This window comes from Lysinibacillus sp. FJAT-14222, assembly GCF_001278875.1.
Lineage (GTDB): Bacteria > Bacillota > Bacilli > Bacillales_A > Planococcaceae > Lysinibacillus > Lysinibacillus agricola.
Genome location: NZ_LIYL01000021.1, coordinates 294,772 through 320,708 on the forward strand (window position 1 = coordinate 294,772; position 25,937 = coordinate 320,708).

24 protein-coding genes, 1 pseudogene and 1 riboswitch are annotated in these 25,937 nt (G+C 36.4%); of the genes and pseudogenes, 19 read left to right on the forward strand and 6 right to left on the reverse strand.

Annotated elements, in window-relative coordinates; translation table 11 throughout:
* Positions 1-156 precede the first annotated feature (156 nt).
* The 9 genes from resA (at position 157) to AN161_RS11070 (ending at position 10,990) form a co-directional block, all read left to right on the forward strand.
* A complete protein-coding gene (gene resA, locus AN161_RS11030) occupies positions 157-690 on the forward strand; it encodes a thiol-disulfide oxidoreductase ResA (RefSeq protein ID WP_053594398.1) in 534 nt (177 codons plus the stop codon).
* 13 nt (positions 691-703) lie between these two features.
* A complete protein-coding gene (locus tag AN161_RS11035; protein WP_053594399.1) occupies positions 704-2,377 on the forward strand; it encodes a cytochrome c biogenesis protein ResB in 1,674 nt (557 codons plus the stop codon).
* Positions 2,374-3,561, forward strand: a complete 1,188-nt coding sequence (gene ccsB / locus AN161_RS11040; RefSeq protein WP_053594400.1) for a c-type cytochrome biogenesis protein CcsB — start codon at positions 2,374-2,376, stop codon at positions 3,559-3,561. The genes AN161_RS11035 and ccsB overlap by 4 nt, the downstream gene beginning before the upstream one ends.
* Positions 3,562-3,743: 182 nt before the next feature.
* A complete protein-coding gene (locus AN161_RS11045; protein ID WP_049668637.1) occupies positions 3,744-4,460 on the forward strand; it encodes a response regulator transcription factor in 717 nt (238 codons plus the stop codon).
* The gene (locus AN161_RS11050; RefSeq protein WP_053594401.1) at positions 4,453-6,228 is read left to right on the forward strand and encodes an ATP-binding protein; all 1,776 of its coding nucleotides are present in this window, start codon (positions 4,453-4,455) and stop codon (positions 6,226-6,228) included. Before AN161_RS11045 ends, AN161_RS11050 begins: the two co-directional genes overlap by 8 nt.
* A 64-nt stretch (positions 6,229-6,292) precedes the next feature.
* Positions 6,293-6,847 carry an RNA polymerase sigma factor SigX gene (gene sigX / locus AN161_RS11055; RefSeq protein ID WP_075807222.1) on the forward strand — a complete coding sequence of 185 codons (555 nt, stop codon included), beginning with the start codon at positions 6,293-6,295 and terminating at the stop codon, positions 6,845-6,847.
* Positions 6,844-8,142: a hypothetical protein gene (locus tag AN161_RS11060; RefSeq protein WP_053594403.1), complete on the forward strand. Its 1,299-nt coding sequence runs from the start codon at positions 6,844-6,846 to the stop codon at positions 8,140-8,142. Before sigX ends, AN161_RS11060 begins: the two co-directional genes overlap by 4 nt.
* A 219-nt stretch (positions 8,143-8,361) precedes the next feature.
* A riboswitch (FMN riboswitch) is annotated at positions 8,362-8,557 on the forward strand.
* A gap of 222 nt (positions 8,558-8,779) precedes the next feature.
* Entirely contained in the window at positions 8,780-9,367 is a 588-nt protein-coding gene (locus AN161_RS11065) for an ECF transporter S component (protein WP_053594404.1), read from the forward strand.
* Positions 9,368-9,643: 276 nt separating this feature from the next.
* Positions 9,644-10,990, forward strand: coding sequence for a sodium-dependent transporter (locus AN161_RS11070; RefSeq protein WP_053594405.1), 1,347 nt, complete (start codon positions 9,644-9,646; stop codon positions 10,988-10,990).
* A gap of 70 nt (positions 10,991-11,060) precedes the next feature.
* Here AN161_RS11070 and AN161_RS11075 read toward each other — a convergent pair whose 3' ends face one another.
* From AN161_RS11075 to AN161_RS11090, 4 genes are all read right to left on the reverse strand, one after another.
* Positions 11,061-11,447 carry an STAS domain-containing protein gene (locus AN161_RS11075; RefSeq protein ID WP_053594406.1) on the reverse strand — a complete coding sequence of 129 codons (387 nt, stop codon included), beginning with the start codon at positions 11,445-11,447 and terminating at the stop codon, positions 11,061-11,063.
* Positions 11,448-11,693: 246 nt separating this feature from the next.
* Entirely contained in the window at positions 11,694-13,388 is a 1,695-nt protein-coding gene (locus tag AN161_RS11080; protein ID WP_053594407.1) for a methyl-accepting chemotaxis protein, read from the reverse strand.
* Between the two features lie 15 nt (positions 13,389-13,403).
* Complete coding sequence (locus tag AN161_RS11085; protein ID WP_241774545.1) at positions 13,404-13,829, reverse strand: ATP-binding protein; 426 nt, start codon at positions 13,827-13,829, stop codon at positions 13,404-13,406.
* Positions 13,829-14,959: a SpoIIE family protein phosphatase gene (locus AN161_RS11090; protein WP_053594408.1), complete on the reverse strand. Its 1,131-nt coding sequence runs from the start codon at positions 14,957-14,959 to the stop codon at positions 13,829-13,831. Before AN161_RS11090 ends, AN161_RS11085 begins: the two co-directional genes overlap by 1 nt.
* 437 nt (positions 14,960-15,396) lie before the next feature.
* Here AN161_RS11090 and glnA point away from each other — a divergent pair, with 437 nt between their 5' ends.
* The 4 genes from glnA to AN161_RS28765 all read left to right on the forward strand — a co-directional run bounded on the left by glnA (position 15,397) and on the right by AN161_RS28765 (position 17,696).
* On the forward strand, positions 15,397-16,731 hold the full coding sequence (glnA, locus tag AN161_RS11100) for a type I glutamate--ammonia ligase (protein ID WP_053594410.1): 1,335 nt from the start codon (positions 15,397-15,399) through the stop codon (positions 16,729-16,731).
* A gap of 315 nt (positions 16,732-17,046) precedes the next feature.
* Entirely contained in the window at positions 17,047-17,223 is a 177-nt protein-coding gene (locus AN161_RS28760; protein ID WP_143114725.1) for a sporulation protein Cse60, read from the forward strand.
* Between the two features lie 23 nt (positions 17,224-17,246).
* On the forward strand, positions 17,247-17,456 hold the full coding sequence (locus AN161_RS11105; RefSeq protein ID WP_053594411.1) for a hypothetical protein: 210 nt from the start codon (positions 17,247-17,249) through the stop codon (positions 17,454-17,456).
* Between the two features lie 33 nt (positions 17,457-17,489).
* Complete coding sequence (locus AN161_RS28765) at positions 17,490-17,696, forward strand: hypothetical protein (RefSeq protein WP_143114728.1); 207 nt, start codon at positions 17,490-17,492, stop codon at positions 17,694-17,696.
* A 221-nt stretch (positions 17,697-17,917) separates the two neighbouring features.
* Here the strand turns inward: AN161_RS28765 and AN161_RS28770 are convergent.
* Positions 17,918-18,126, reverse strand: a pseudogene (locus AN161_RS28770) (NUDIX hydrolase); the annotation flags it as partial.
* 268 nt (positions 18,127-18,394) lie between these two features.
* On the opposite strand from AN161_RS28770, the gene AN161_RS11115 reads away from it, so the two are divergent.
* Positions 18,395-19,258: an AraC family transcriptional regulator gene (locus AN161_RS11115; protein WP_053594412.1), complete on the forward strand. Its 864-nt coding sequence runs from the start codon at positions 18,395-18,397 to the stop codon at positions 19,256-19,258.
* Positions 19,259-19,325: 67 nt separating this feature from the next.
* On the opposite strand, the gene AN161_RS11120 is transcribed toward AN161_RS11115, so the two are convergent.
* Entirely contained in the window at positions 19,326-19,850 is a 525-nt protein-coding gene (locus tag AN161_RS11120) for a GNAT family protein (RefSeq protein WP_053594413.1), read from the reverse strand.
* A gap of 181 nt (positions 19,851-20,031) precedes the next feature.
* Between AN161_RS11120 and AN161_RS11125 the strand changes: the two genes are divergently transcribed.
* From AN161_RS11125 to AN161_RS11145, 5 genes are all read left to right on the forward strand, one after another.
* Positions 20,032-20,823 carry a GNAT family N-acetyltransferase gene (locus AN161_RS11125; protein WP_053594414.1) on the forward strand — a complete coding sequence of 264 codons (792 nt, stop codon included), beginning with the start codon at positions 20,032-20,034 and terminating at the stop codon, positions 20,821-20,823.
* 653 nt (positions 20,824-21,476) lie between these two features.
* Positions 21,477-22,217, forward strand: coding sequence for a GntR family transcriptional regulator (locus AN161_RS11130; RefSeq protein WP_053594415.1), 741 nt, complete (start codon positions 21,477-21,479; stop codon positions 22,215-22,217).
* Positions 22,218-22,235: 18 nt separating this feature from the next.
* A complete protein-coding gene (gene xylB, locus AN161_RS11135) occupies positions 22,236-23,762 on the forward strand; it encodes a xylulokinase (RefSeq protein WP_053594416.1) in 1,527 nt (508 codons plus the stop codon).
* A gap of 147 nt (positions 23,763-23,909) precedes the next feature.
* The gene (locus tag AN161_RS11140) at positions 23,910-24,686 is read left to right on the forward strand and encodes a glucose 1-dehydrogenase (RefSeq protein WP_053594417.1); all 777 of its coding nucleotides are present in this window, start codon (positions 23,910-23,912) and stop codon (positions 24,684-24,686) included.
* 147 nt (positions 24,687-24,833) lie between these two features.
* A complete protein-coding gene (locus AN161_RS11145) occupies positions 24,834-25,901 on the forward strand; it encodes a substrate-binding domain-containing protein (protein ID WP_053594418.1) in 1,068 nt (355 codons plus the stop codon).
* Positions 25,902-25,937: the final 36 nt, after the last annotated feature.

The window sequence follows — 25,937 nt, forward strand, 5'->3', positions numbered from 1 at the left end:
ATCGTTTCCATAATTTATCAGGAGGTGTTTGGCGCAACCGAATGACAAACATAAATGTGGTAAATTAGACGATAAAATCTATACATATGAATGTTTGTATGAAAAGCTTAGCGTCAATTGAAACTCTAAGCCGTAATAGATAGGGGGGTTATTAACTTGGAGAAAAAGAAAAAACGTCTCGTCATTCGTACCATTATTTTGGCGGTTTTAGTATTAGCAATTGGTTACACGGTATACGGAACAGCGACAAAGGATAAAGTAGAGTTAATAGCAGTAGGCTCTAAAGCACCAGACTTCACGTTAGTAGATTTAAACGGTGAGAAACATAAACTTTCTGATTATAAAGGGCAGGGAGTATTTTTGAACTTCTGGGGAACTTGGTGTAAGCCATGTGAGAAGGAAATGCCTGCAATGGACCGTCAGTATAAAGTCTTTAAAGATCAAGGTGTACAAACATTGGCTGTCAATATTGCACAAACAGATTTTGAAGTACAGAATTTTGTCGATAGATACGATTTAACGTTCCCAGTAGTTATTGACAAAACGAAAAGCGTTATGACTGCCTACAATGTAGGTCAATTACCTGCAACACTCCTTATTGATCCAGATGGTAAGGTAGCCAAAATTATTACTGGTGAAATGACGGAGGGAAATATTGCTTCGTACATGGAATTAGTGAAGCCAAAATAAGGAGAAAATGACTATGGAAAACATCATTTGTGCTTGTGGTCATAGTAACCCATATGGCACGAAGCTTTGTGAGAAATGTGGTCGTCCTTTAACTGAGGAAGGTAAGCAGACAAAAGTTGTTGATATGCGCTACGATGGAACGGCGATTCGTTCAAAAACGTATAATAAAACAGTCATCGATAAAATTTGGAATTTCTTCTCGAATGTAAAAGTCGGGATTGCTCTCATTATTATAACGTTGGTCTCTGCGTCAATCGGGACAATCCTACCGCAAGAAATTTATGTAAATGCACCAGATGCTGGAAAAGCGGAGTATTATGAGAAAGTGTATGGTTGGTTTGGCAAACTCTATAATTATTTAGGACTTTCTGATTTGTATAGCACTTGGTGGTTCCAAATTTTAGTGGGAATGCTTGCGACATCTATTATTGTTGCGAGTTTAGACCGCGGCATCCCATTGCATAAGTCTCTGAAAAATCAACGAGTTAAACGTCATGAGAGTTTCATGAAGCGTCAACGTATCGTCGCAGAAGGACAAGTGCTAAACCCTGACGAAACACTTGATAAAGTTGAACAAAAAATGACTGAATTAAAATATCATGTTCGTCGTGATGGAAGTGCATTGTTAGCAGAGCGCGGCCGTTTTGCTCGGTATGGTCCATACATAAATCATGTCGGTCTCATTATCTTTTTAGCAGGTGTTATGTTGCGTTTAGTACCTGGTTTTCATGTGGATGAGACGATTTGGATACGTGAAGGTGAGACACGAGCTATACCAGGTATGGATGGTTATTTTGTAAAAAATAATAAATTTATTTTGGAAACCCATGACAATAAGCCGCAGGGCGAGCAAGAGAGTCAAGGTGTAAATGTTGTGGCGAAAAACTTTCAAACAGACGTCACATTATACAAACAACCTGAGGGTTCTCTTCCGGGAGACTTAGACAATCTTGAAAAGGTGAGAGATTACTCTATTCGTGTCAATCATCCATTAAAAGAAAGCGGTTTTGCGCTGTATCAAATGAATTATCGACTTAACGAATTGAAGCAGATGAATTTTAATTTAGTGAATAAAGGAACTGACGAATCATTTGGTCAAATTGAAATTGATTTAACGAATCCTAAAAAAGAATATGATTTAGGGAATGGTTCATCAGTACAGATACTTGTTTATACACCAGATTTTGATGGTTTTGAAAATGGTGAACCACAGACAAAAACATCAATACCAAATAATCCAGCATTTTTATTTAAAATGACCACACCAGAAACTCCAAAAGGTGAAGTAAGCTTTGTACAAATCATGCAACAACCACTTGAACCACTTGGAGAAAACAAATATAGAATGAAATTTGCTGGTGCAGAAACACGTAATACAGCAAACTTTACAATTCGTAAAGATAGTACGATACCAATTTTATTTGTAGGTGGTATTATTTTCATGATTGGTGTAGTGATTGGCTCGTATTGGAATCATCGACGTTTATGGTTACAGATTGAGTCAGATGGCCGAGTGTTGATGGCTGCCCATGTAAATAAAAATATGTTCAGTATGAAAAAGGATTTAGATGCTGTTTCTACATTTGCTGATCTACCACCATATAAAGATCAGTTAGAAAAGATAGAAGATGTTGGGAAGTCCACAAAGCGAGGCACTAAAGAAAAGGAAGGTGACAACACCTTATGAGTTTGATTGACATAAGTGGAAACCTGTTATATGTAGCGTTTGTAGCCTACTTAGTTGCAACTTTATTTTTTGGTGGTTCGATAAAGCAATCGAATGCTACAGGCAAGAATACTGATAAATGGGGCAAGCTTGCTATTGTTATAACAATTATTGGTTTCCTATCGCAGCTTGGTTATTTTATTACTCGTTGGATTCATACAGGGCATGCACCTGTTAGTAATATGTTTGAATTTACGACTGCGTTTGGGATGTTCATTGTTGCGGCATTCATTTTAATTTATTTTATTTATCGCGTGACAGCTCTAGGTTTAGTGGCATTACCTGTGGCGCTATTAATTATTGCCTATGCGGCGATGTTCCCGAACGAGGTTAGTCCTTTAGTGCCGTCTTTACAAAGTCACTGGCTAACAATTCATGTTATTACAGCTGCTTTAGGTCAATCGATTTTAGCGATTAGTGCAGTAGCAGGACTGATTTATTTATTAAAAGTAGTTGATTTAACGAAGCCTTCTAAACAACGTTTCTGGTTAGAAGCGGTCATGTTCTTCCTTGTAGTAGTCGTTGGTTTCGTAGTTGCTACATCAATATTTAATATGATGGATTACGAATCTACATATACTTACGTTGATAAAGAAGGTAGTGAACGTGAAATTACCTACAAAATGGCGCCGGTATTTGGTATGAATGAATATAAGGCAGTAGAAGAACATGGCATGTCTCCATTAGTAGAAATGCCTCCACTTATTAATGCGAAGAAATTAACAACGGTTGTTTGGTCATTATTAGTAGGATCTGTTTTATACTTATTAATCCGTTTAATTGCACGACGTCGAATTAGCGCGATATTCCAACCTTTTGTCAAACGAGTAAATTTACAATTAGTTGATGAAATCGGTTATCGTTCAGTGTTAATTGGTTTCCCAGTATTTACATTAGGGGCTTTAATCTTTGCGATGATTTGGGCACAACTTGCGTGGAGTCGTTTCTGGGGATGGGATCCAAAAGAAGTGTGGGCGCTTATTACATGGTTATTCTATGCAGCATTCCTACATTTACGTTTATCAAAAGGATGGGAAGGCCAAAAATCTGCTTGGTTAGCATTAATTGGTTTCGGAATAATCTTGTTTAACTTAATTGCTGTTAACTTAATTCTTGCAGGTTTACACTCATACGCTGCAGGATAACTAAGACGAATATCCATTTGATAAAAACTGATTAATTTGAGCACATATGAGATTTTCTACGTCGCTAGTATTTGAAAGAAAAGCCTTCTTGCTGTGGCAAGAAGGCTTTCTTTTCTTTTCAATATGTGCTGTACCATGTACAATAGAAGGTAGAGAAAGATTAGAAGAGAGGGATCGTGAAAGTGTCAGAAAATATTTCAGTATTAGTAGTAGATGACGAGGATCGTATTCGACGCTTATTAAAAATGTATTTAGAGCGAGAAGGATACCTTGTTGACGAAGCAGAAAATGGTGAACAAGCGATCGAAAAATCTTTAGAAAAAGAGTATCACTGTATCTTACTAGATATTATGATGCCTGAAAAAGACGGGCTCGAAGTATGTGCGGAAATCCGCGAACGAGCAGCAACACCGATTATTTTATTAACTGCCAAAGGCGAGGAAGCAAATCGAGTACAAGGTTTTGAGCTTGGTGCAGATGATTATATTGTAAAACCATTTAGTCCTCGTGAGGTTGTGTTACGTGTGAAGGCTATATTACGTCGTTCACAAGCATTCTCACCTTCGACAAATGCATCTTCTTCAAAAGATTTAGTTGTGTTTCAACATTTAATGATCGATCACGATGCGCACCGTGTAACAGCAGAGGGTATTGAAGTAAATTTAACGCCTAAAGAGTATGAATTACTTTATTTCCTAGCGAAATCACCAGACAAAGTATTTGACCGTGAACAATTACTAAAAGAAGTTTGGCATTATGATTTCTTTGGCGATTTACGTACAGTTGACACACATGTTAAACGTCTACGTGAAAAGCTCAACCGTGTATCTGAAAACGCTGCAAAGATGATCGTTACTGTATGGGGCGTTGGCTACAAATTTGAGGTTGTCAATGAATAGAATATGGAATAGTGTTGTCGGGAAGCTATGGGTAACCATATTGCTTCTCGTTTCATTTGTATTGTTTGTTTTCACGGTTCTAATGCTCGAGTTTCTTCAAAATTACCATATGCAGCAAGCAGAGAGTTCCTTGCGTCAAACAGCAGCAACCGTTGCTAGTATAGTAGATGATAATGAAACAGCTGAGTCGACTTCAGAATTATTAAAAGATATTTTACCTGAAAGTACGAATGCGCTTATTGCAACGAGTCATGATGTAGTATCATTTGCTTTGCAGGAAGGTGTAAATAAAAAAGAAATCCAGGATATGATTTTAGCCAATAAATCATTCCATGAAATTTTTCAATCAGATGAACCGATTACTAAGGAAATGATGATGCCGTCTTCTACAGACAAGGAAACAATGGAATCGTATGTTGTGCTCGGTTTCCCGCTAAATGTGGAAAATGCAGTGCACGGAGCTGTCTTTATTTATCAAAGTCCAGATGCACTACATAAAACATCGAAAGAAACGACGAAAATTGTCTTTCTGTCTGCTTTCATTGCCTTTGTGTTGACGACATTCTTTGCGTTTTTCCTTTCATCACGTATTACGTCACCATTGCGTAAAATGCGTGAATTAGCGTTTGAGATTTCTAAAGGAAATTTTGAAGCGAAAATGCCGACTACACAAAACGATGAAATCGGCCAGCTTGCTGTTGCCTTCAATCAAATGGGACGTCAATTGAAACACAATCTAGAAGTGATCAATCAAGAAAATGAACAGCTATCAAATATATTGACATCGATGACAGACGCGGTCATTACGTTTAATCGTGATCGTACAATATTATTAAGTAACCCACCGGCAGAGCGTTTAATGCAAACGTGGTTTGTTAATAAGGGCTCACAAAGTGCGAAACCGATTCCGCCAGAGCTTTATCATATGCTCGATCATGTGTTGATGTTTGAGGATAAGCTTGAAGAAGAAATTGAGATGGATGGAAGTTACTATACGTTTACGATTAGCCCTCTTTATAGTGAGGAATCGATACGTGGAGCTGTTGCAGTTATTCGTGATATGACAGAGCAGCATCGCTTAGAAAAACTGCGTTCAGACTTTATTGCCAATGTATCTCATGAGCTACGGACGCCAATTTCGATGCTTCAAGGCTATTCAGAGGCCTTAATGGATGATGATTTTATTCAGGATCAAGAAGAACGTAATGAGATTACAAAAATTATTTACGATGAATCGAAGCGTATGGGACGCCTCGTAACAGATTTATTAGACCTTGCGCGTATGGAATCAGGGCATATGACGTTATACAAAGATGAGCTTCCAATTAATTCTATATTTGAACGTATTACTCAAAAATTTGCACAGGTTGCAAAAGAGAAGCATGTTAGTCTGATATTTGACAGTGAATTTAATGATGAAGCTACGATTAGTATAGATGAGGATCGGATTGAACAAGTGTTAACGAATTTAGTTGATAATGCTCTTCGTCATACAGATGAAGGGTCAGTAACAGTGAAGGTTGAGCAAGAGCCTACCTTTGCAAAAATATCTGTCCAAGATACAGGACATGGAATTCCACAAGAGGACTTACCATATGTCTTTGAACGTTTCTATAAAGCAGATAAGGCACGTACGCGTTCTAAAGGCGGAACTGGCCTAGGTTTAGCTATTGCTAGAAATATTGTCAAGGCACATTCAGGTAATATTATGGTAGATAGTGTGCTGAAAGAGGGGACTACCTTCACGTTTTATTTACCATTCGATTAATATCATCGTACTATAGTGGTATTAATTGGCTGTAACTTCTGTGAACGTTTAGACGACAAATATAATAGAACGGGGGTGGAGTGCTTTGAATGACTCCGTGTTCCATCGACTATACGATGCATATCATCAAGACGTGTTCCAGTTTCTTATTTATTTAGTAAAAAACCGTACACTTGCTGAGGATTTAGCGCACGAGGTTTATGTACGCGTATTGCGCTCATATGATCAGTTTGCAGGAAATAGCAGCGAAAAGACATGGCTTTTTGCTATTGCTAAAAATGTCGCCATTGATCATTTTAGAAAGCAGGCTGTACGCCAAAAACATTCACTTGATTTTTTTGACTGGGAAACGGAACAGCTACATTCAACCACACCATCACCGGAAGATATGCTACAGGCCAGTGATGAATTTATGCAGGTACAATCAGCACTTGAAAACTGTACAGGCGACCAAAAAATGGTCATTATTATGCGCTACTTTCAAGATTTATCGATTACGGAAACAGCGCAAATACTAGATTGGACTGAAGCGAAGGTAAAAACCACTCAGCATCGTGCCATTAAATTTTTAAGGCAACAGCTACAACAGGTTAGAGAACAGGAGGCGAAACGGCAGTGACACATAACCAATTTGATGATGACCAACTGGAACATGTATTGAATAATGCCCCTAAGCTTTCTGACCGCCGTTCGAAAGAAGAAGTGTTAAATCGATTGTTGGCAGATGCTCGCTTGCAGGATAATGGCCATCTTCAAGAAGCCTTACAACAAAAAGATGACGAAATAACATCGCAAGAGCAACAGCATAGTATCCATCCGCAACAAGAGAGTACCGAGACAGCAACAAAGCAGAAAGTCCGTAAATGGCCAATCTTTACGAGTGTTGCAGCTGTTTGCGCCCTAACTGTGCTTGTAGGCTCTATGTTCATGAATAATAATGATGCAAATATGGACCAAGCTAATGCTCCTGAAACTTCTCAATATTCTACAATGCAGGATAATCGTGCAGCAAATAGCTCAGTCAACCATGACAATTTTATGGACTCCAACATAGTAGCGGAACATTCACGGATTATGTCTCTACGATCATCTGTTTATGATGAAGATTTAACAGATGCAGTAGTGTTCCGTATTGGTTTGGCAAATCGTGATAAGGAAAGTGTGCCGATGACATATATCATTCCAAATGAACGAGTTGCTACTGATTTTGGGAAGAAAAAGCCTACAACATTACAAATGTATGAAAAGTATGCGCCTCAAATTGATGAGGAAGAAAAGGGTTTTACTAACTATCATCCATATAAGGGAGAGCTAAAGGAGAAGGACGATAAACTGGTTCATGTATTGCCGAAGAAAAATGACTATGATGTCGCGTCGGCAGATACTAGCGAATATAAAGGGACATTACAGGATACATTCTCAGATTCAGAGTATAAAGATATTGAGTTTGAAAATCAGGATGGTACAGCATACGAGTTTTCCAAGGAAGAAGAGTCAAGTAAGCCTATGGAATTAACAAGCTCAAATCATTTTAATTATTATTTATATAAAGATGAAAATGGAACTGAGTATTTATCGCCTGATTCTCGCAAAACTTATCCCACTGTAACAGAAGCTCTTACCGTTATGCGAAATAAAAATGATGATGTATACGTTCCGGTAGTACCTGAAAATATAACATACTCTGTGACTGAGGTAGCAGAAGGCGTTATTGTTACATTTAATGAGCCACTTGATTTAACGACAATGGATGCGGTTCGTGCAACTCAATTAATTGAAGCGATGATGCTCACTGCTGCAAGCTTTGATAAACAAATACGTCTAGACAATGTTGTACAGGAGAGCTGGGAAGGATTTGATTTAAAAAACTTTTTGCCAAAACCTGTGGGAGCCAATAAACAATATATGCCATAAATAGCATGATGCTAAATTTGGACAAATGGATGCATGGAATTTAATAAGTAAATTTTTGGAGCATTTTCGCCATTGTCTGTGCGTGAATGCTCCTTTTAGTTAATGGTGCTTTTAGCGAGTATCGGTAAATCATACAAATCTAATCGGATTTTTTTGAGCAAAGCTATTTACTTTTTCCTAATAATTCATTATAGTAAAGCTAGAAACAAAAAAATATTGATTCATCTTCGGGGCAGGGTGAAAATCCCGACCGGCGGTAATAGAGTTGTAAATCGCTAATGTTTCTTTTAAGATACATTGGCTCGAATGATTTACTAAAGACTCTTCAGCCCGCGACCTGTGCAAAGTTTTTTGCATGGCTGACTTGGTGCAATTCCAAGGCCGACAGTTAAAGTCTGGATGGGAGAAGATGGAGGTACGATCGTCATTCGTTGTTATGAATTTAGCTATATACGAGCGTTTTTTTCGGTGTGACTTCACACAGCTCTTGCTCAAAAATAGCTAAATAATGGCGTTTTTTAATCATGCCTATTCTCCCTTATGCTCTTTTGCATAAGGGTTTTTTCATGATAACAATTGATTAGGTCGTAACCTTTCTTCTTGCGAGATTGAATCAGCAAAGAGGAGAGAGTTTTCAATGAAGAAAAATGTCAAACTCCAATCATTTATTACGATTGGCATGCTGAGCAGTATTTCGTTTTTATTAATGCTTTTTAATTTCCCAATTCCGCCATTCCCGGCGTTTTTGGAAGTCGACTTCAGTGATATGCCAGCATTACTTGCAGCAATCACAATGGGGCCAGTAGCCGGTATTTTAGTAGAATTATTTAAAAATGTGTTGGACTGGATTTTCTCAGGCACGCCAACGGGAGTACCGGTAGGACATATCGCGAACTTTACAACAGGTATTTTATTTATCTTACCAGTTAGTTTTATTTTTAACCGCTTCAAAACAATTAATGGTCTTATCGGAGGTTTAGCTGTTGGAACAATCACAATGGCAGTAGGAATGAGCCTTCTAAACTATGCAGTATTTTTACCAATGTACACTTACTTTTTAGGTATGGAGCCTGTTGTAGGTGATTCACTATATAAAATGATCGTGGCTGGAATCTTGCCATTTAATATTGTGAAAGGTATTTTAATAACGGTCATCATGGCGTTACTATTCACAACAATGCGTAAATGGATTGATCATCAGCGTTCCATGTATTTAACAAAATAATTAGGATGAAACCTCGAGTAGTTAAGTGCTCGAGGTTTTTTTATGTGAGACGGATAGAATTGCGGAAACGACGGATAGAGTTGTCAAAGTGATGGATAGAATCATCGAAGTGACGGATAGGCCCGCCGAAGTGACGGGTAGAATCAACGAAAAGACGGATAGAACCGCATAATCGAAGTATAGAATCGTTAAAACGACAGTTAGAATTTATCTAGTCGAGCTTAGTATTTTCATGTAGAATAAGGAAGAGTTTAGAATGTTGAGGAGTTTGAAGAGATGAGTGAAAAAAAGAGTCAGTGGTCTAGTAAACTAGGCTTTATTTTAGCATCGGCAGGAGCTGCAATCGGACTAGGGGCAATTTGGAAGCTTCCGTATGTTACTGGACAAAGTGGTGGAGGAGCATTTTTCCTTATTTTTGTTCTATTTACATTGTTGATTGGTTTACCGATGCTTTTATCAGAATATGTTTTAGGTCGTGGTACACAGTCTGAGGCTGTGACTGCATATAAAAAAATTGCACCAACGAAAAAAGGCTGGGCATGGGTTGGCCGTATGGGCGTGCTTGGTTGTTTTTTATTGTTAACTTTTTACAGCGTTGTAGGAGGCTGGATTTTTATATATAGTGGCCTTGGTGTGACTGGGGCTGTTATTGATCCTGCTAATGATCCTAGTGAACTATTTGGAAAGATTATAGGAACGCCTTGGATTACACTACTAGGTTTAGGATTGTTTACGCTAGTAAATGTGCTAATCATTTCACTTGGCGTGCAAAATGGTATAGAGAAGGCCAATAAGTGGATGATGCCGTTATTATTTATCATGTTTATTGTGCTTGTTGTGCGGGCTTTAACATTAGATGGGGCAATGGAGGGGGTTAAATTCTTCTTGTGGCCTGACTTTTCGAATATAACTGGAAAGGCTATTTTAGAAGCGTTAGGGCAATCCTTCTTTGGCTTAGCGGTAGGGTTTTCTTGTCTTGTGACATACAGCTCATATTTAAAGAAAGATGTGAGCTTGCCTAACTCGGCGGGCTCCGTAGTCCTTCTTACTGTGCTTGTATCGTTTTTAGCAGGATTAGCGATTTTCCCAGTTGTATTTGCTTTTGGTTTAGAGCCGAATTCTGGACCAGGCTTACTATTTATGGTTCTGCCAACAGCATTTAGTCAAATGCCATTTGGTGAAGTATTTTTAGCGATGTTTTTATTATTATTTTTATTCGCTACATTTACATCTTCCTTCAGTTTATATGAAATTATCGTAGCTGCATTTATTGAGAAGGGGCGTATGTCTCGTTCTGCATTGACGATGTTAATAGGTGTAGTAGTCTTTATTGCCGCGATTCCAGCAGCGCTTTCATCAAGTACCTTAGCGGATGAATCAATTTTTGGGAAAACAATTTTCGATGCAACAGATTTCTTAGTATCAAATTTAATGCTTCCGTTGGGTAACTTATTGATTGCTATCTTTATTGCGTATGTGGTTGATAAAGAATTTGTGAAGAAGGAATTACTGATAGGTAGTCAAATGGGACAAGGTTTCTATTCAACATATCGTCTATTGATGTTAATAGTAGTACCTGTTGTGATTATCGTTGTGTTGGTAAATATGCTTTTACAATATTAAGAAAGTAGGTTGTATTCCATCTAACAGGGATACAACCTACTTTTTTATAATGATGGGGGCAACAATAGGGTTAATATTCGCTAAGGGATAGTTCACCTAGCCAGCCTTCTTTAATAATCTGTTTCGCTTGCTCTTCGCTTTTAGTAATAGGGAATACTTTATCAACTTGCGAAATAGCGAACAAGTTGCGAATGAAATCATCGACGACAATAATGGCGATCTTCTTTTCTTTTACAGATACTTTCTTTGCGAAATTGACGATCATGCCAAAGCCTGTACTATCAATATTTGAAACTTTTTGCATATCGATAATGTATCCATGCTTTGTTTCTAAGTTTAACGATTGAAGCTCTTTTTTTATCTCTTCAATCATCCCGTATTCTAAATCGCCAGTAAACGCAATTAAAATATAATCAGCCTTTGTGTCAATATTCATCGCAATTTTCTTCTGATTCATACTATAGCGCCTCCATTTTCTTTTTAATGTTTGAAATTTAATTATGCCGCGGCGTCCGGAATCGTCTTTGTGCTTGCAAAAAGAACTCTTTTCCGATTCCGTGGCACGCGCCGTACTTCTTTCAGTGGATGTTTGGACACCCCTGAAAAGGGACTTAAACTAGCGTGCATCTCACCAGCTATAGAGGGGAGAGATTTCTATAGCTGGCGCTGTGCTTTCGCTACAAAAAACATTTGCTGAAAGAAGTTAAAACTTGAATTTATTGACTTCATTTTGTAATTTATCAGCAATTGAGGCTAATTCATCTGAACTTTGTGTAATTTCTGCAACAGTTGCATATTGTTCTTCTGATGTTGCAGCGATTTCCTCTGTTGCTGCTGCGGAGTCTTCGATGATACGAGAAATATCTTGAATAGCTTGTTGTACACCTAAGGAGTTGTCGTTTACATTTGTGAATGCAACCTTCATTTGCTCAACACCTTTTTCTGTTTCTTCAACCTTTTCAACAATTTCCTTTAAAGCAGCTCCTCCTTTATTAATAATGGTTACCTGCTCTTCTACTGCGAGCAGATTACTTTCCATTGTGCGAACTGTCACAGAGGTTTCAGCCTGGATATCATTAATAAGATTTGTAATTTGTCCTGATGCTAAGCTTGACTGTTCAGCTAACTGGCGTACCTCTGATGCAACAACGGCAAAGCCTTTTCCTTGCTCGCCTGCCCGTGCTGCTTCGATGGCTGCATTAAGGGCAAGTAGATTTGTTTGCTCTGCGATGCCGGTGATAACGGTAATAATGCCTCCAATTTCTTCAGATCGTTTACCGAGTTTTTGAATAGAATCTGTCGCATAAGATACTGTTTGTGTGACATCGCTTAAATGCTTGATGGCCTCATTAATCGCCTCTTCGCCTTTACGTGCAATATGAGTTGATTGTATAGCGCTATTTAAAGTGTCCTCGGCCTTTTGTAAACTACTTGATACTTCTTTAATCGTTTTTTGCATCATTGACACAATTTGTTCAGCTTGATCAGATTGTGTCGTAGTACCAACTGCAATTTCATTCATCGTAAGTGCAATTTGGTTAGAAGCCTCACTTGTTTGATGTGATGATTCTGCTAATGAGTGTGATGAGTTAGCTATTTGGCTGGCGCTACCAGCTACGATTGTCATCGTCTCTGTTAAACGATTTTTCATATCACTAAAGGCATTTGCTAAGACAGCAATCTCATCTTTACCTTTAGGGTTTAATAGCTTTACATTTAAATTTAAATCTGCTAACTCTTTGGCGTTTGTACTTAAAATATTGATAGGGGTGATGATTTGTCGTTGTAAAAACCAACTAATCCCAACAATTATTAAAATGGCAATTCCTAAGGAAATCGCTACATTTTCCAGTGCAGATTTTGTAGCAATGCTTATATAAGGAGCGGTTGGAACAGCTGTTGCCCATACTCCAATAACATCTCCTTGGCTATTTAAAATTGGATCATAGGCTCCTTGGTGCATACTACCTAAGACATTTGCTGAACCGATAAAACGCTTTTTTTCTCCTAACACAACAGTCGCAACTTCATCAGAAACCTTTGTATTTAATGCGCGATCACCATTTTCAACGATATTTGTACTAATACGAGTATCGTTTTGAAAGATTGAGACAGCGTTTCCGTTTGTTAACTCTCCAACTTTATCAGCGACGTCAAAATTGTCTACCATTTTGACGTCGCCTTTATACAATTGATCATTTTTAATGGACCATTCTCCAGGGAATTTAGCATCTAAATATTCATAGCTCACTTGAATATCTGATAAAAGCTTTGTATTTGCGCTTTCTAAAAGATTTTTTTGGGCAACATAAAAATTTATTCCTGCTAAAAGTGTAGTGAGTAGTAAAATACAACCAAATATAAGCAGGCTCATTTTTCTTCGGATTGACAGCTTCATTAAAACTCCTCCATTTTATACATGAATCTTTTTTGAAATACCAACTAAAAATTTCGTTTCAGAAATATTTTCAAACCAAATATGGTCGACCATATTTTTAACAAAAAATAAACCTCGCCCGCGATCTGAATAATCGAGTTCGTCTAAATCAAACTGTAGAACGTTATCCAAATCATTTTCGGCAATCCCTTTCGCTTCATCAATAACCGTTATTTTTATTTCTTCATTTGATTGGGATACATAAACTTGAATTTCCTTTTTGGAGCATGAGTCGATTTTTCCCATTGCTTCTACTGCATTGATAACTAATTCATGTACGACAAAACGTAATTCTCTTTTATGAGATAGATTATATATATTTGTATAATTTTCCATAATTTGATCTACAAAGGCTATAGCTTGTGTATCAGGATTTACTTTGAGTGTGAATTCCATCATCATCACCGACCCTGTAATGTAATTGTTATTGAAACTACTGTTATATCATCACTGTAATCATTGTCGAATAAATCGTATTTTTGAGAAAATTTTTGCAAGGCATAGCTATTGTCTTGTGAAGCGTAGGAATGGAAAAAGTCCATATCAATAACATGCTGTTCATTTATTGTCAGTAATCCATCCGTATAAAGTATTATGCGATGCCAGCCAGATAAAGGTATCGTTTTTTTATTGATAAAAATGGTTGGGAATAGCCCCAGGATGGGTGTAGTTGCTGGGAGAAACACCGTCTCTCCGTATTTTCCAAATAAAAAACCAGATGGGTGAGCCGCATTAACATAGTGTAAAGTTCCATTTTTCGTATCAATAAGTATGTAGATAGCCGTCATTAAAAAACGGTCCATATCTTCATCAGAAAATAGCTCGTAAATTTGGCGGTTAAGTTCTCTAATCACAGAAACTGGATCAATTAATGTTGTAATCATACCTTTTAACAGAGATCTAATGGACATGGTAACGAGTGATGCGGCAATGCCGTGCCCCATAGCGTCGTAAAGAAGAATGGCAGTTAAATGTTCATTAATCTTAAACCAGCAGTACATATCACCCCCTAATGTATTAGATGTAACATAAAGCCCATCAATCTGAATATGTTCAAGATTCAATGGAGGTGATAATGCATTTTTTTGAAATTTTTTTGCGACAATTAAATCTTTTTGAATAATGCTTTCTTGCTGCTTTCGTAGCTTGGCTTCCTTTTGATATTTGAGGGCAACCTGAATTCGAGTCTTAAATTGGGTGAAGTCAAATGGTTTTAAAATAAAGTCGAAAATACCAGCTTCAAAAACCCTATCAATTGTAATGTTTTTTTCGTAAGTAGTAGAAAGAAGGATAGGGGCATCAATCCAGTTTTTTAATGCGTCAATTTGCTGACAAATGTTCTCGCAATTTTTAAGTGTCATTTTTGCATCGAGAATAATTAATTCCAACTCTGCTTTCAAAGGATCTAATAAATAATTCATTGCAGCTTCAGGTGTTGTAAAGCAATGAACATTTTTGATGTCGATACGATGAAAATATTTTTGCAGACGCAACACATCATTACTTACGCTGCCAATAATTAATACTGACATGCTTCCTACATTCACCGCCTTATGTATCTTTAACTGAAGATTTCTAGGAATCGTATATAATAATTTCTGACTATTATTATATACGCCTTATTTACTTATCTGATGAATAATACAGAAATTCTAATTTGCTATAAATTTACCAATAAATATGACATTATACAAGACTATTGTGATATAAAATATGGAAAAAAAGTTTTTGTATCAAGTGATAAAGTCAAAAACTTTTAACTGAAATACTTTTTGGTGAGTCTAAAGACCTTAATTGGAAAGTGAGAGGAAAGTGCAGCTCTATCCATCTGAAAAAAAGATTAATATATTCGAAAAAATCTATGTAATAAAACCTAACATAAACATTGCGTTTTTTGTCCTTGTATTGTATTTTAAAAACAGTTGCAAAGAAATGATGTTAATTAAAATTACATTGGAGTGGTGGGAAAATGAAACATTATACAAGAGAAGATATTAAACGCCGAGTGAAGGAAGAAAATGTGAAATTTATTCGCCTACAATTTACTGATATATTGGGAACGATTAAAAACGTTGAAGTACCCGTTAGCCAATTAGAAAAAGCATTGGACAACAAAATGATGTTTGATGGCTCATCCATTGAAGGCTTTGTACGCATTGAAGAATCAGATATGTACTTACGTCCGGACCTTTGTACCTTCGTGATTTTTCCTTGGACTGCTGAAAAGGGTAAGGTGGCGCGCTTTATCTGTGATATTGTTAGGCCAGATGGTACACCGTTTGAAGGCGATCCACGCTCCAATCTGAAGAGGGTTTTAAAGGAGATGGAGGAGTTAGGCTTTAGCTCATTTAATTTAGGACCAGAGCCGGAATTTTTCTTATTTAAGCTAGATGAAAAAGGACATCCAACACTTGAGTTAAATGATAGCGGTGGATACTTCGACTTAGCCCCAACTGACTTAGGAGAGAACTGTCGACGTGATATCGTATTAGAGTTAGAAGGAATGGGCTTTGAAATCGAGGCATCACATCATGAGGTTGCGCCTGGTCAACATGAAATCGACTTTAAGTATGCAAGTGCAATCGAAGCATGTGATAATATTCAAACGTTTAAGCTTGTTGTAAAAACGATCGCTGCACAGCATGGATTACACGCAACGTTCATGCCAAAGCCATTATTTGGTGTCAACGGTTCTGGAATGCATTTCAACCTATCCTTATTTGAAGGGGATAAAAATGCGTTTTATGATGAAAATGCAGAATTGCAATTAAGCCAAACAGCGCGTAGCTTTATAGCAGGAATACTAAAACATGTACACGGTTTTACAGCTGTCACAAACCCACTTGTTAATTCCTATAAACGATTAGTGCCAGGCTATGAGGCTCCTTGCTATGTAGCATGGTCTGCACAAAACCGTTCACCACTTATTCGAATTCCAGCTGCACGAGGATTATCTACACGTATCGAGCTTCGTTCTGTCGATCCGGCAGCAAATCCTTATTTAGCAATGGCGGTTATTTTAGCAGCTGGGCTCGATGGAATTCGCAATGATCTAACCCCTCCAGATGCTGTAAATCAAAATATTTATAAAATGTCACGAGCTGAGCGGGAATTAAACGCAATCGATAGTCTCCCATCGTCATTGGAATATGCACTCCTTGAACTAGAAATGGATCATATCGTCCGTGAAGCACTTGGAGACCATATCTTTGAAAAATTCACTGCTGCTAAAGAAATAGAATGGAATAAATACCGCACACGTGTCCATGATTGGGAGAGGGAAGAATATTTGAAAATGTATTAGAAGGGGAGTGTTGGAGCTTTGGGGCTCCGACACTTTTTTGATTTAAAATACAAAGAAGAAGGCCAGGCCACCCAATCTTTCCTAAATAGGGATAGCCTTTTTTAGTTAGTTAGCTCACTTTGGATAATTAATTTGTATTTTTCATTTAGTTCTTGGTTAAAGATGTAAGTATTATTTTCAGTTGAAAATCTAAAAGTATAAGGTATTTCTAACCACCCTCCTAATATACAGCTTTTGCTTTTACTCCTGATATATTTTATTGTGACAAATCTTCCCTTTTATTCTATGATTAGAAGAAAAAGGGGGATAAAACATATGGCGCAAGCGACTCAAGTAGTTACCATCCAAAATAATGATATTGTGCAATTTGAAAATGATATTAATAATGCTCTATTAGATTTAAGTGGCTATCTGATTGTAGATATTAAATACAATACTTTATATATTGGTGATCAGACAGTTATACATTCGGCTTTAATTATTTATAAATAGCTTACTTAAAGGGGAGATAGAACTTGTCAAAAGTATATTGGGTATCAATTGCTAAAAGAACAGATGAATCTGAAGTGGAGCAGAATGTCATTGAAAAAATATTTGCCAAGAAATCTGAGCTAAAGGATTTTCTAGATAAAGAAGGTTATTGTAAGGCAGCGAAAAATCAATATATTAAAATCAATGATGAATCGATATACGAAGCGGCAATTGAGAAAGTAAAAATGAAATAATCATTGATATAAGAGTTTACCCGCGGAAAAGAAGTGAATACCCGCGCGAATCAGGGAAATACCCGCGGAAGAGAAGCGAATACCCGCGCGAATCAGGGAAATACCCGCGGAAGAGAAGTGAATACCCGCGCGAATCAGAGAAATACCCGCGGAAGAGAAGCGAATACCCGCGCGAATCAGGGAAATACCCGCGGAAGAGAAGCGAATACCCGCGCGCCAGAGAAATACCCGCGAGAATAATGTCGCAATTACCCTAAGCCATGCTCACTTGATTTAAGCATGACTCCATTATTAAAATAATGATAAAAGAAATTGCTTATCTTCAGGGAAGGTTAATGTTAAATTGAGTAATTCATCTTTTGATTTCCAGCATTTTCATAAATCAGTTCATCAGGATAATATCATCATTTGTCCACCGATAATGATTGTCTCAAAGTAACGAACTTCCACTGCGTCATTATTTTTATGTAACACTTCTTGACGACATCTACTACAAATCCAGTTTCTTCATATACTTCACGTATACAACATGACTCAAAATTTTCGGTAGCTTCCTTTCCACCTGATGGTACTGCCCATGTTTTTGCTTCTTTTTTTGTACCTTGCAAAACCATTAATAATTGATTGTCTTCATTGAAGCAAATTATGCAGCTCCTTGCCACTTAATCAATATCAAAACCTCCAATCCGTTTCGGTCTTTTAATTCTATTTTTAACCAATAATACTGATTGTGTAAATTAATAAGGCCCAAGGAGTCGCCCAGTCGGAACGAAGATCAACTTATATACGTGGTATACGTTTCAACATATGTTATCCCTTATTTTTGGTGATGTCCCAATAAAAAATAATGCTTTCATTTTAACCAGTCCAAAGTTAGCATAAAAAGACAGGAATAACGAATTCAGATATTTTAAGCTATAAGCAAGGAGTGAGAGCACTTGAGTTGGATTGAGTCGATTCAAAAAGCAATTAATTATATCGAGGAGCATTTATTAGATGACATCACAATGGAGCAACTCGCGCGAGAGGTAAATTCTTCGGTCTTTCATTTTCAACGGACTTTCTCAATTCTAACAGATATGTCTATTGCAGATTATATAAGACGCAGAAGATTAACATTAGCGGCACAAGAATTAATGAATACGGAGCAAAAAATAATCGATCTCGCCTACAAATATGGCTACGACTCTCCTGAAGCTTTCACAAAGGCATTTCGGAAGCAGCATCATGTATCGCCTAGTGAAGCAAGAAAGAAACAAGGACAACTACAATCATACAATCGCCTGGTCATCCAGGTGAGCTTGAAGGGAGCAGAACCAATGAAGTATAAAATCGTAGAAAAAGAAAAGTTTCAAGTGGTTGGAGTAAAAAGAACGTTTGATTGTCAGAATGGTGAGAATACGCGAGGCATTCCTCAATTTTGGGATGAAATAAACAGCAAAGGGATGGACGATCATTTATTTAAATTAAATAATGGAGAAATTAAAGGGGTACTTGGTGTATGTGTACCAAATGCCGGGGAAGAAAAAAATGGCCTAATTGATTATTGGGTTGCAACGGATCATATGGGCGATGTCCCAGAAAATCTATTAGCGATGGAAGTACCAGCATCTAAATGGGTTGTGTTTGAAGTACATGGCCCTATGCCGGATGCTATGCAAAATACTTGGAAACAAATTTACTCTGAATGGTTCCCATCTAATTCATACGAACCTACTGGGACGGCTGAGCTGGAAGTGTATTCAGACGAAGATCCATTTAGTCCTGACCTTTATTCTGAAATTTGGATTCCGATTAAGTAACAGAAATGAAAGCAGCCAAGAATGTTCTTAGGTAAACATTCTTGGCTTTTATATTTTTTATTTCAAGTTATTTTAATAAAGAGTAAACATTAATGTCATAAAAAGATTCTTTTGATTCTTTGTATTCTTGAAATGTTCCTTCAAACGTAAAATTCAATTTCTCTACTACTTTTATAGAATTACTATTACCAGGCTCTACTTTTGCTTCAATTCTATTTATGTCCAAGGTGTTGAAAGCATAATCAATCAAAGCTGAAATACTTTCTGGCGCATAGCCCTTTCCCCAATATGCTTTAGCAAGATCATAGCCAATTTCTGCTGTTGCGTTCTCTACGTCAAAAGAATTGAATCCACAAGAGCCGATAATCTCATTGGATTCCTTCTCAATAATTGTTAAGCGAATAGCTTTATGCTCCTCAGTCAATTGATCAAAAAGCTCAATCATTTCCTTTGCTTGTTCTTCGTGAGTAAAATTGGTGATATTCATAAATTTAGTAACTTCCGGGTCTGACCAAATGTTAAATAAACTATGTGCATCAGCCATCTTCATTTTTCTTAAATATAATCTTTTTGTATCAATTTGTTCTATCAATACTTTTACCTCCAAGTTTTTAATTAAGTTTGGATGAAAAATATTGCTATCTGCGCATAATTCAGTCCCTTCAAATTTTATGTACTTATTATACATAATTTCAATATTAAACAACAGTTCTAGTATTTACTATTAAAGTTATAATGTATGAAGATATATCAAAAGAATGGAGGAAATGAAAATGATAAAGGTAACAGCTGAAAATTTTCCCGGAATAAAAGAAACGATAAAGAGTGCACCAACATTTGTCTACAGTATACTAGATCAGGTAATAGAAGGCACTGTCTATGCCGACGATGCAAGCTTTCGTTCACTACTATTTCAAACCAAAGCAGGGATATACTTTGTTCATGGCGATTCGTCCAGCGAGAAAGTTATAAGTAAACTCGCGGCTTTATTAAAAGAATCGATTGTGGAAAGTAAACGTTTCACATTATTCAGTTATTCAGATGAATGGAGCGCAAAAATTGAGCAACGATTAAATAATTATGTGAATAAATTAGAAAGATACAATTTTAGCTTTGATATAAATGCTTATAACAATAGAGAGAAACGAGATTCACTTGATTACGAATGCATTAAAATCAAGCAACATCAAATTGATCATAGTTTAGAATTTGACAATCAATATTATGAGGAATACTGGGGATCTACTGATGATTTTCTAGAAAAAGGCTTTGGTTTTTGTCTTCAGCATGAAAATAAGATCATTAGCGAAGCAGTTTCTATTTTTAAATCTCATCAATTTGCAGAGATTGATATAATAACTGATTCCAACTATAGAGGAAAAGGATTAGCAGGCTTCATTGTAGAAAAATTTATTGATGATTGCCTTTTAAATGATTTACAGCCTTGTTGGGATTGTGATATTGATAACCATGGATCTTATCATTTAGGCGCTAAGTTAGGCTTTACTAATCCAGTAAAATATACAGTTTTTTATAAAAGCACAAAAGTTAAGCTCACGGTGTAGAAATAACATCGTGAGTTTTTTTTATTATTCAAAAGAATATATTACGCATATCAAAGATATTTTAGAATAATTTGGTATCTCTAATTTCAATATTTTAAATGTGAGAATATCATTATGTAATGACATAATGATATTGATATATTTCAACTTAGTGCTATAATGAACGGTAAGTAAACGTTTACCATTCTCGGAAGTCAGAATATTCTTATATATATTCAACGCTTGTTCATTATTAGTTATATAGAGAGGTGAACTAATTACATATATCTTTACTATATTGTAAGAGAAAGAAGTTCGAAAAATTTTAGTGGGATTAGTTAATTGTGAGTCATCTCTTTAAAGATGATGAAAATATATCATTCACATTCGGTTTGTATAAATAAAGTCCGATTTGTACTGTTATCAATTTCGTCTCAGCTAATGTTGTTCAGATTTTTCCCAGAAATACTTTTTTAAATCTGTGACATATACTAGAGGATTTATCTTGATTATTAAATTGATCACTAAGATGTATGTAAATATTTCAAAATACTTTGCTTTTAACTAGAACATTTATAAAATAATCTTAGGGAAAGTTTTATATATAATAAGGAACTTTACGACTAAAAAACGGACTTATTTATTTTAAATAGCTGCATGTTGGAGGTATAAATATGGCTCATCAATTAGATAAATCAATACCAATCCCTTTGTATTACCAATTAAAGGAATTGATTTTAAACGATATAAAAAATGGAACATTAAAAGTAGGTGATGCGATACCAATAGAAAAAGAATTAAGTGCTATTTATGGCATCAGTCGAACAACTGTACGTCAAGCAGTAGCTGAACTCGTTCAAGAAGGATGGTTATACAGAGTAAAAAGTAAAGGAACATTTGTAAAAGCGCCAAAAATTGAACAAAGCTTTATTCAAGCACTTGGTTCATTTAATGATCAAATAAGAGACCTTGGTATGACACCAAGCACGGAAGTAGTGGAATTAGAAGTAATAGATGTACCTGGATTTGTATCAGAGAAATTAAATATTCCATTAGGCTCAAAAGTTATTTATTTACATCGAAGAAGGTTTGCAGATAATGAGCCAATTGTGATGGTCAAAACGTACCTTCCATATGATAAATGTAAATTTGTGCTCGAAAAGGATCTTGTAAAAGAATCTTTGTACCCTATTTTAGGTGAATTTTCAGAAACACAAATAAGCAAAATTAGACGTTATATCGAAGCTGTTGAAGCGGAGAAATATGATTTTGACTATTTAAATATGGAAAAAGGTAAGGCAATCCAAAAATTTATTTCCATTGGATTTAACTATCGAGATGAACCAATTGAATACTCCATTGCACGATATAGGGGAGATAAAAATAGTTTTGAAATTATAATTACAGCTACTTAAATAGAGGTGAGCAGAAAAGTGGAAAGATATATCTTAGCGCATGATCTTGGTACTTCTGGAAATAAGGCAACGTTATTTCATGAATCAGGAAGATTAATAGATAGTTATATTTCTTCGTATCCCACTCACTATTTTAATGAAAATTGGGTAGAACAAAACCCAAATGATTGGTGGGATGCGGTTTGTTCATCTACTTTGAATATCCTTAAAAACTCAAATATTGACCCAAAACAAATAGAAGTGGTGAGTTTTAGTGGCCAAATGATGGGGTGTTTAGTAGTAGACAAAAAAGGTGAACCATTACGTCCCTCCATAATTTGGGCTGATCAACGTTCAGTTAAGCAATCAATGGAATTAGAGAAAACCATTGCTCAAACAGAGTTTTATCAGATTGTTGGACATCGTAATACACCTTCTTATGGTATACAAAAATTAATGTGGATACGTGATAATGAATCTGAAATTTATAAAAAAACTTATAAGACGCTAAATGCTAAAGATTATATTGTATTTAAATTAACAGGGAAATTTGTCACTGATTACTCAGATGGAAACAGTATGGGTTGCTTCGATTTGAAAACATTTACATGGTCTAAACGCATTATCGAGGCGAGTAACATTGAGATATCGAAATTACCTGACTTAAAACCATCTACTTATCAAGCAGGTGTAATTTTACAAGATGCAGCAAAAGTAACTGGTCTTGCTGAAGGAACAAAAGTTGTCATTGGTGCTGGAGATGGTGTGACAGCGAGTATCGGTGCGGGATCTGTTAGGGAAGGAAAGACGTATTGTTCCCTAGGTACATCTGCATGGGTTACTACGACTTCTAAAAACCCTATTTTTGATCCAGAAATGCGCATTGTAACATGGGCACATGCAATTCCAGGATATTATGCGCCTAACGGTACAATGCAATATGCAGGTGGCTCGTTCAACTGGATGAAAGAAACACTATGTCAGGCTGAAATACAAACTGCTGAGCAAACAGGTAGTTCACCATATGATCTAATAAATAAAAAGATTGAAAAGGCGTCCCCTGGTTCGCAAGGAGTTCTATTTTTACCGTATCTTTTGGGAGAGCGAGCTCCACGCTGGGACACCGTCTCTAAGGGGAGTTATTTAGGCATTAAATCAGATACCACCCATGAAGAGATGCTAAGAAGTGTTGTAGAAGGTGTTACCTATAACTTGGGGATTGTTTTTGACATTTTAAAGGAGCATATCGACATTGAAGACCTAATTGTGATTGGTGGTGGCGCCAAAAGTAAGGTTTGGTGTCAGATTATTGCAGACGTATTTCAGTTACCTGTCCATATCCCTAATTATTTGGATGAAGCTGGATCTATGGGTGCTGCAATTATAGGTGGTGTGGGCGCAGGTATTTATGATAGCTTTGATGTTATTGAAAATTTCTTGCATATTCAAGGTTCTCAACAGCCTAATCCACAGTTGGTCGAAACGTATCAACTTGCTAAAAGACAGTTCGATGACTTTTACTTTGCTATACAAAAGGTATATGAAAAATATAAATCTGTTTATTAGTTTAATAATGAAGGATACGTATCTAAGTAAATCATTAAGCTGAAATTCCATTATGTACCTTTAATATTCAGAATATTACGACGATTAAATCGATGATATAGGCAATATTGATTTGAATAAGGTAGACGAAAAAAGGGAGGTATAGATGTGCAAATACTGACAGAGCTATTTTCATTAAAAGGAAAGGCCGTTTTAATTACAGGAGGAGCTCGTGGCATTGGCAAGACTGTTGCAGAAAGTTTAGCTGAAGCGGGAGCTAATGTAGTTATTTTTGATATTAATGGTGAACAGGCAGAAGAAACAGCAAAAGAAATTGCAGAGAAAACAGGGAGAAGGACATTTTCTCAGGAAGTAGACGTTACTGATTATCAAGCCATTCAAAGGGCATTAGAACGTTCGATTTATGAAATGGGTAGTATTGAGTTACTTTTGAATAACGCAGGAATTGTTATTCAAAAGCCTGTAATTGAGTCAACACCAGAAGAATGGAACCGCGTTATAGATGTAAATCTAAATGGAGTTTATTATGCTGCTCAATTATTTGGTAAGTATTTAGTACAAAACCAAATCAAAGGTTCTATTGTAAATACAGCATCAATGTCAGGTATTATTGTTAATTATCCACAATTACAGGCATCATACAATACATCGAAGGCGGGTGTTACACATTTAACAAAATCATTAGCCTATGAATGGGCTCAGTACGGCATCCGAGTAAATTGTATTAGTCCAGGATATATGTTTACAGAGCTTACAGCATTTGTTCGAGAGGATTGGCAAGAACAATGGGCTACATGGACACCAATGAAACGTCTAGGTGACCCAGCTGAATTAGTCGGGGCAGTTATTTATTTATTATCAGATGCAGCATCTTTTACTACTGGAAGTGAGCTTGTAATAGATGGAGGATTTACGATTATTTAATATTAAAAGACAGAATTTACTGAATAGTTTTTAAATGAGGTTGTAAACGCTTCCTTTAGATAGTATAGTATGTCTTATTAAGTTGTAATGTCATTACATAAGGATGTAGTGATATTGCGATAATACAAATATAAGGAGGAAAAGACCATGAAAGTAAAAAAGTTTATGTTATTTCTAGCATTATTTGCAGTGATGCTTATCACAGCAGCATGTAGTGGGGATTCAAATTCAACAGGAGATGGAAAAAGCGATAACACATTTAAAGTAGGTTTTTCTATAAAAACGCAGGATTCACCATATTTTGTATCCCTTGTAGAAGCTGTTAAAGAATATGCAAAAGCTGAAGGGTGGAAAATAACTATACTTGATGCGAATGGTGATTCAACAAAAGAAGCTGAAAACATGGAAACATTTATTGCACAAGGTATGGAGTTAATTTTCCTAGATGCAACTGAACCAGATGCAGTAGTACCAAGTATTAATAAAGCAGCTGAAGCTGGTATCCCTGTTATTAACTTAGATAGTGGTGTAGCAGAGGAAGCGAATAATGTAACGACTGTTTACTCTGACAATAAGCAAAATGGTAGGTTAGTAGGTTTAGCATATGCAGAGAAAATGGGGGATGCAGAAATTATCTCAATCATTTTAAGTGGAGCAAAAGGAAATGTAGCAGGTATGGAGCGTAGAACAGGCTTATTTGCTGGTATTTTAGAAGGTAAATTAGGTGTGTCAGAGGACGAGGCTTGGAAATTAGCAAACGAAATGGATGCACAACTTGCTTCAAGTGGCAAAGCTTCAAATGCTGATGCGAAATTTTCTGTAGTTGGTCAAGGATGGGGTGCTTGGACTCGTGAAGCGGGTTTAACTGCTGCGGAGGATCTTATTACAGCAAACCCAAATATTACGACTGTCTTAGGTGAAAATGATCACATGCTATTTGGTGCTATGACAGCCCTTGAAAATGCTAATAAATCAAATGTAGACATTGTAGCGGCAGCAGACGGTGCTATCGAAGCCTACGATTTAATTAAAGAAGGTAAATATTTCGCAACTGGTGAAAACAGTCCATTCAAGGTAGCTAAATTAGGTGTAGAAATTGCTAAAGAAATTTTAGTGGATGGCAAAGATCCAAAAAGCTATGAAGAAATTACGTTGACTCAACCAGCAGCTGTTACAAAAGATAATGTAGATGAATATTACGAGTTTGGTTTCTAAAAGTTTCATATAAAGAATCCCTCCTTTCTAAAGGTG

What these genes read in the sequence shown, in the direction of transcription:
- AN161_RS11075 (WP_053594406.1), bottom strand. Translation starts at nt 11,447, where the DNA reads ATGAATCAGAAGAAAATTGCGATGAATATTGACACAAAGGCTGATTAT.
- AN161_RS11070 (WP_053594405.1), top strand. Translation starts at nt 9,644, where the DNA reads ATGAGTGAAAAAAAGAGTCAGTGGTCTAGTAAACTAGGCTTTATTTTA.
- glnA (WP_053594410.1), top strand. Translation starts at nt 15,397, where the DNA reads ATGAAACATTATACAAGAGAAGATATTAAACGCCGAGTGAAGGAAGAA.
- AN161_RS11145 (WP_053594418.1), top strand. Translation starts at nt 24,834, where the DNA reads ATGAAAGTAAAAAAGTTTATGTTATTTCTAGCATTATTTGCAGTGATG.
- AN161_RS11130 (WP_053594415.1), top strand. Translation starts at nt 21,477, where the DNA reads ATGGCTCATCAATTAGATAAATCAATACCAATCCCTTTGTATTACCAA.
- ccsB (WP_053594400.1), top strand. Translation starts at nt 2,374, where the DNA reads ATGAGTTTGATTGACATAAGTGGAAACCTGTTATATGTAGCGTTTGTA.
- AN161_RS11080 (WP_053594407.1), bottom strand. Translation starts at nt 13,388, where the DNA reads ATGAAGCTGTCAATCCGAAGAAAAATGAGCCTGCTTATATTTGGTTGT.
- AN161_RS28760 (WP_143114725.1), top strand. Translation starts at nt 17,047, where the DNA reads ATGGCGCAAGCGACTCAAGTAGTTACCATCCAAAATAATGATATTGTG.
- AN161_RS11085 (WP_241774545.1), bottom strand. Translation starts at nt 13,829, where the DNA reads ATGATGATGGAATTCACACTCAAAGTAAATCCTGATACACAAGCTATA.
- AN161_RS11065 (WP_053594404.1), top strand. Translation starts at nt 8,780, where the DNA reads ATGAAGAAAAATGTCAAACTCCAATCATTTATTACGATTGGCATGCTG.
- AN161_RS11035 (WP_053594399.1), top strand. Translation starts at nt 704, where the DNA reads ATGGAAAACATCATTTGTGCTTGTGGTCATAGTAACCCATATGGCACG.
- AN161_RS11090 (WP_053594408.1), bottom strand. Translation starts at nt 14,959, where the DNA reads ATGTCAGTATTAATTATTGGCAGCGTAAGTAATGATGTGTTGCGTCTG.
- AN161_RS11125 (WP_053594414.1), top strand. Translation starts at nt 20,032, where the DNA reads ATGATAAAGGTAACAGCTGAAAATTTTCCCGGAATAAAAGAAACGATA.
- AN161_RS11050 (WP_053594401.1), top strand. Translation starts at nt 4,453, where the DNA reads ATGAATAGAATATGGAATAGTGTTGTCGGGAAGCTATGGGTAACCATA.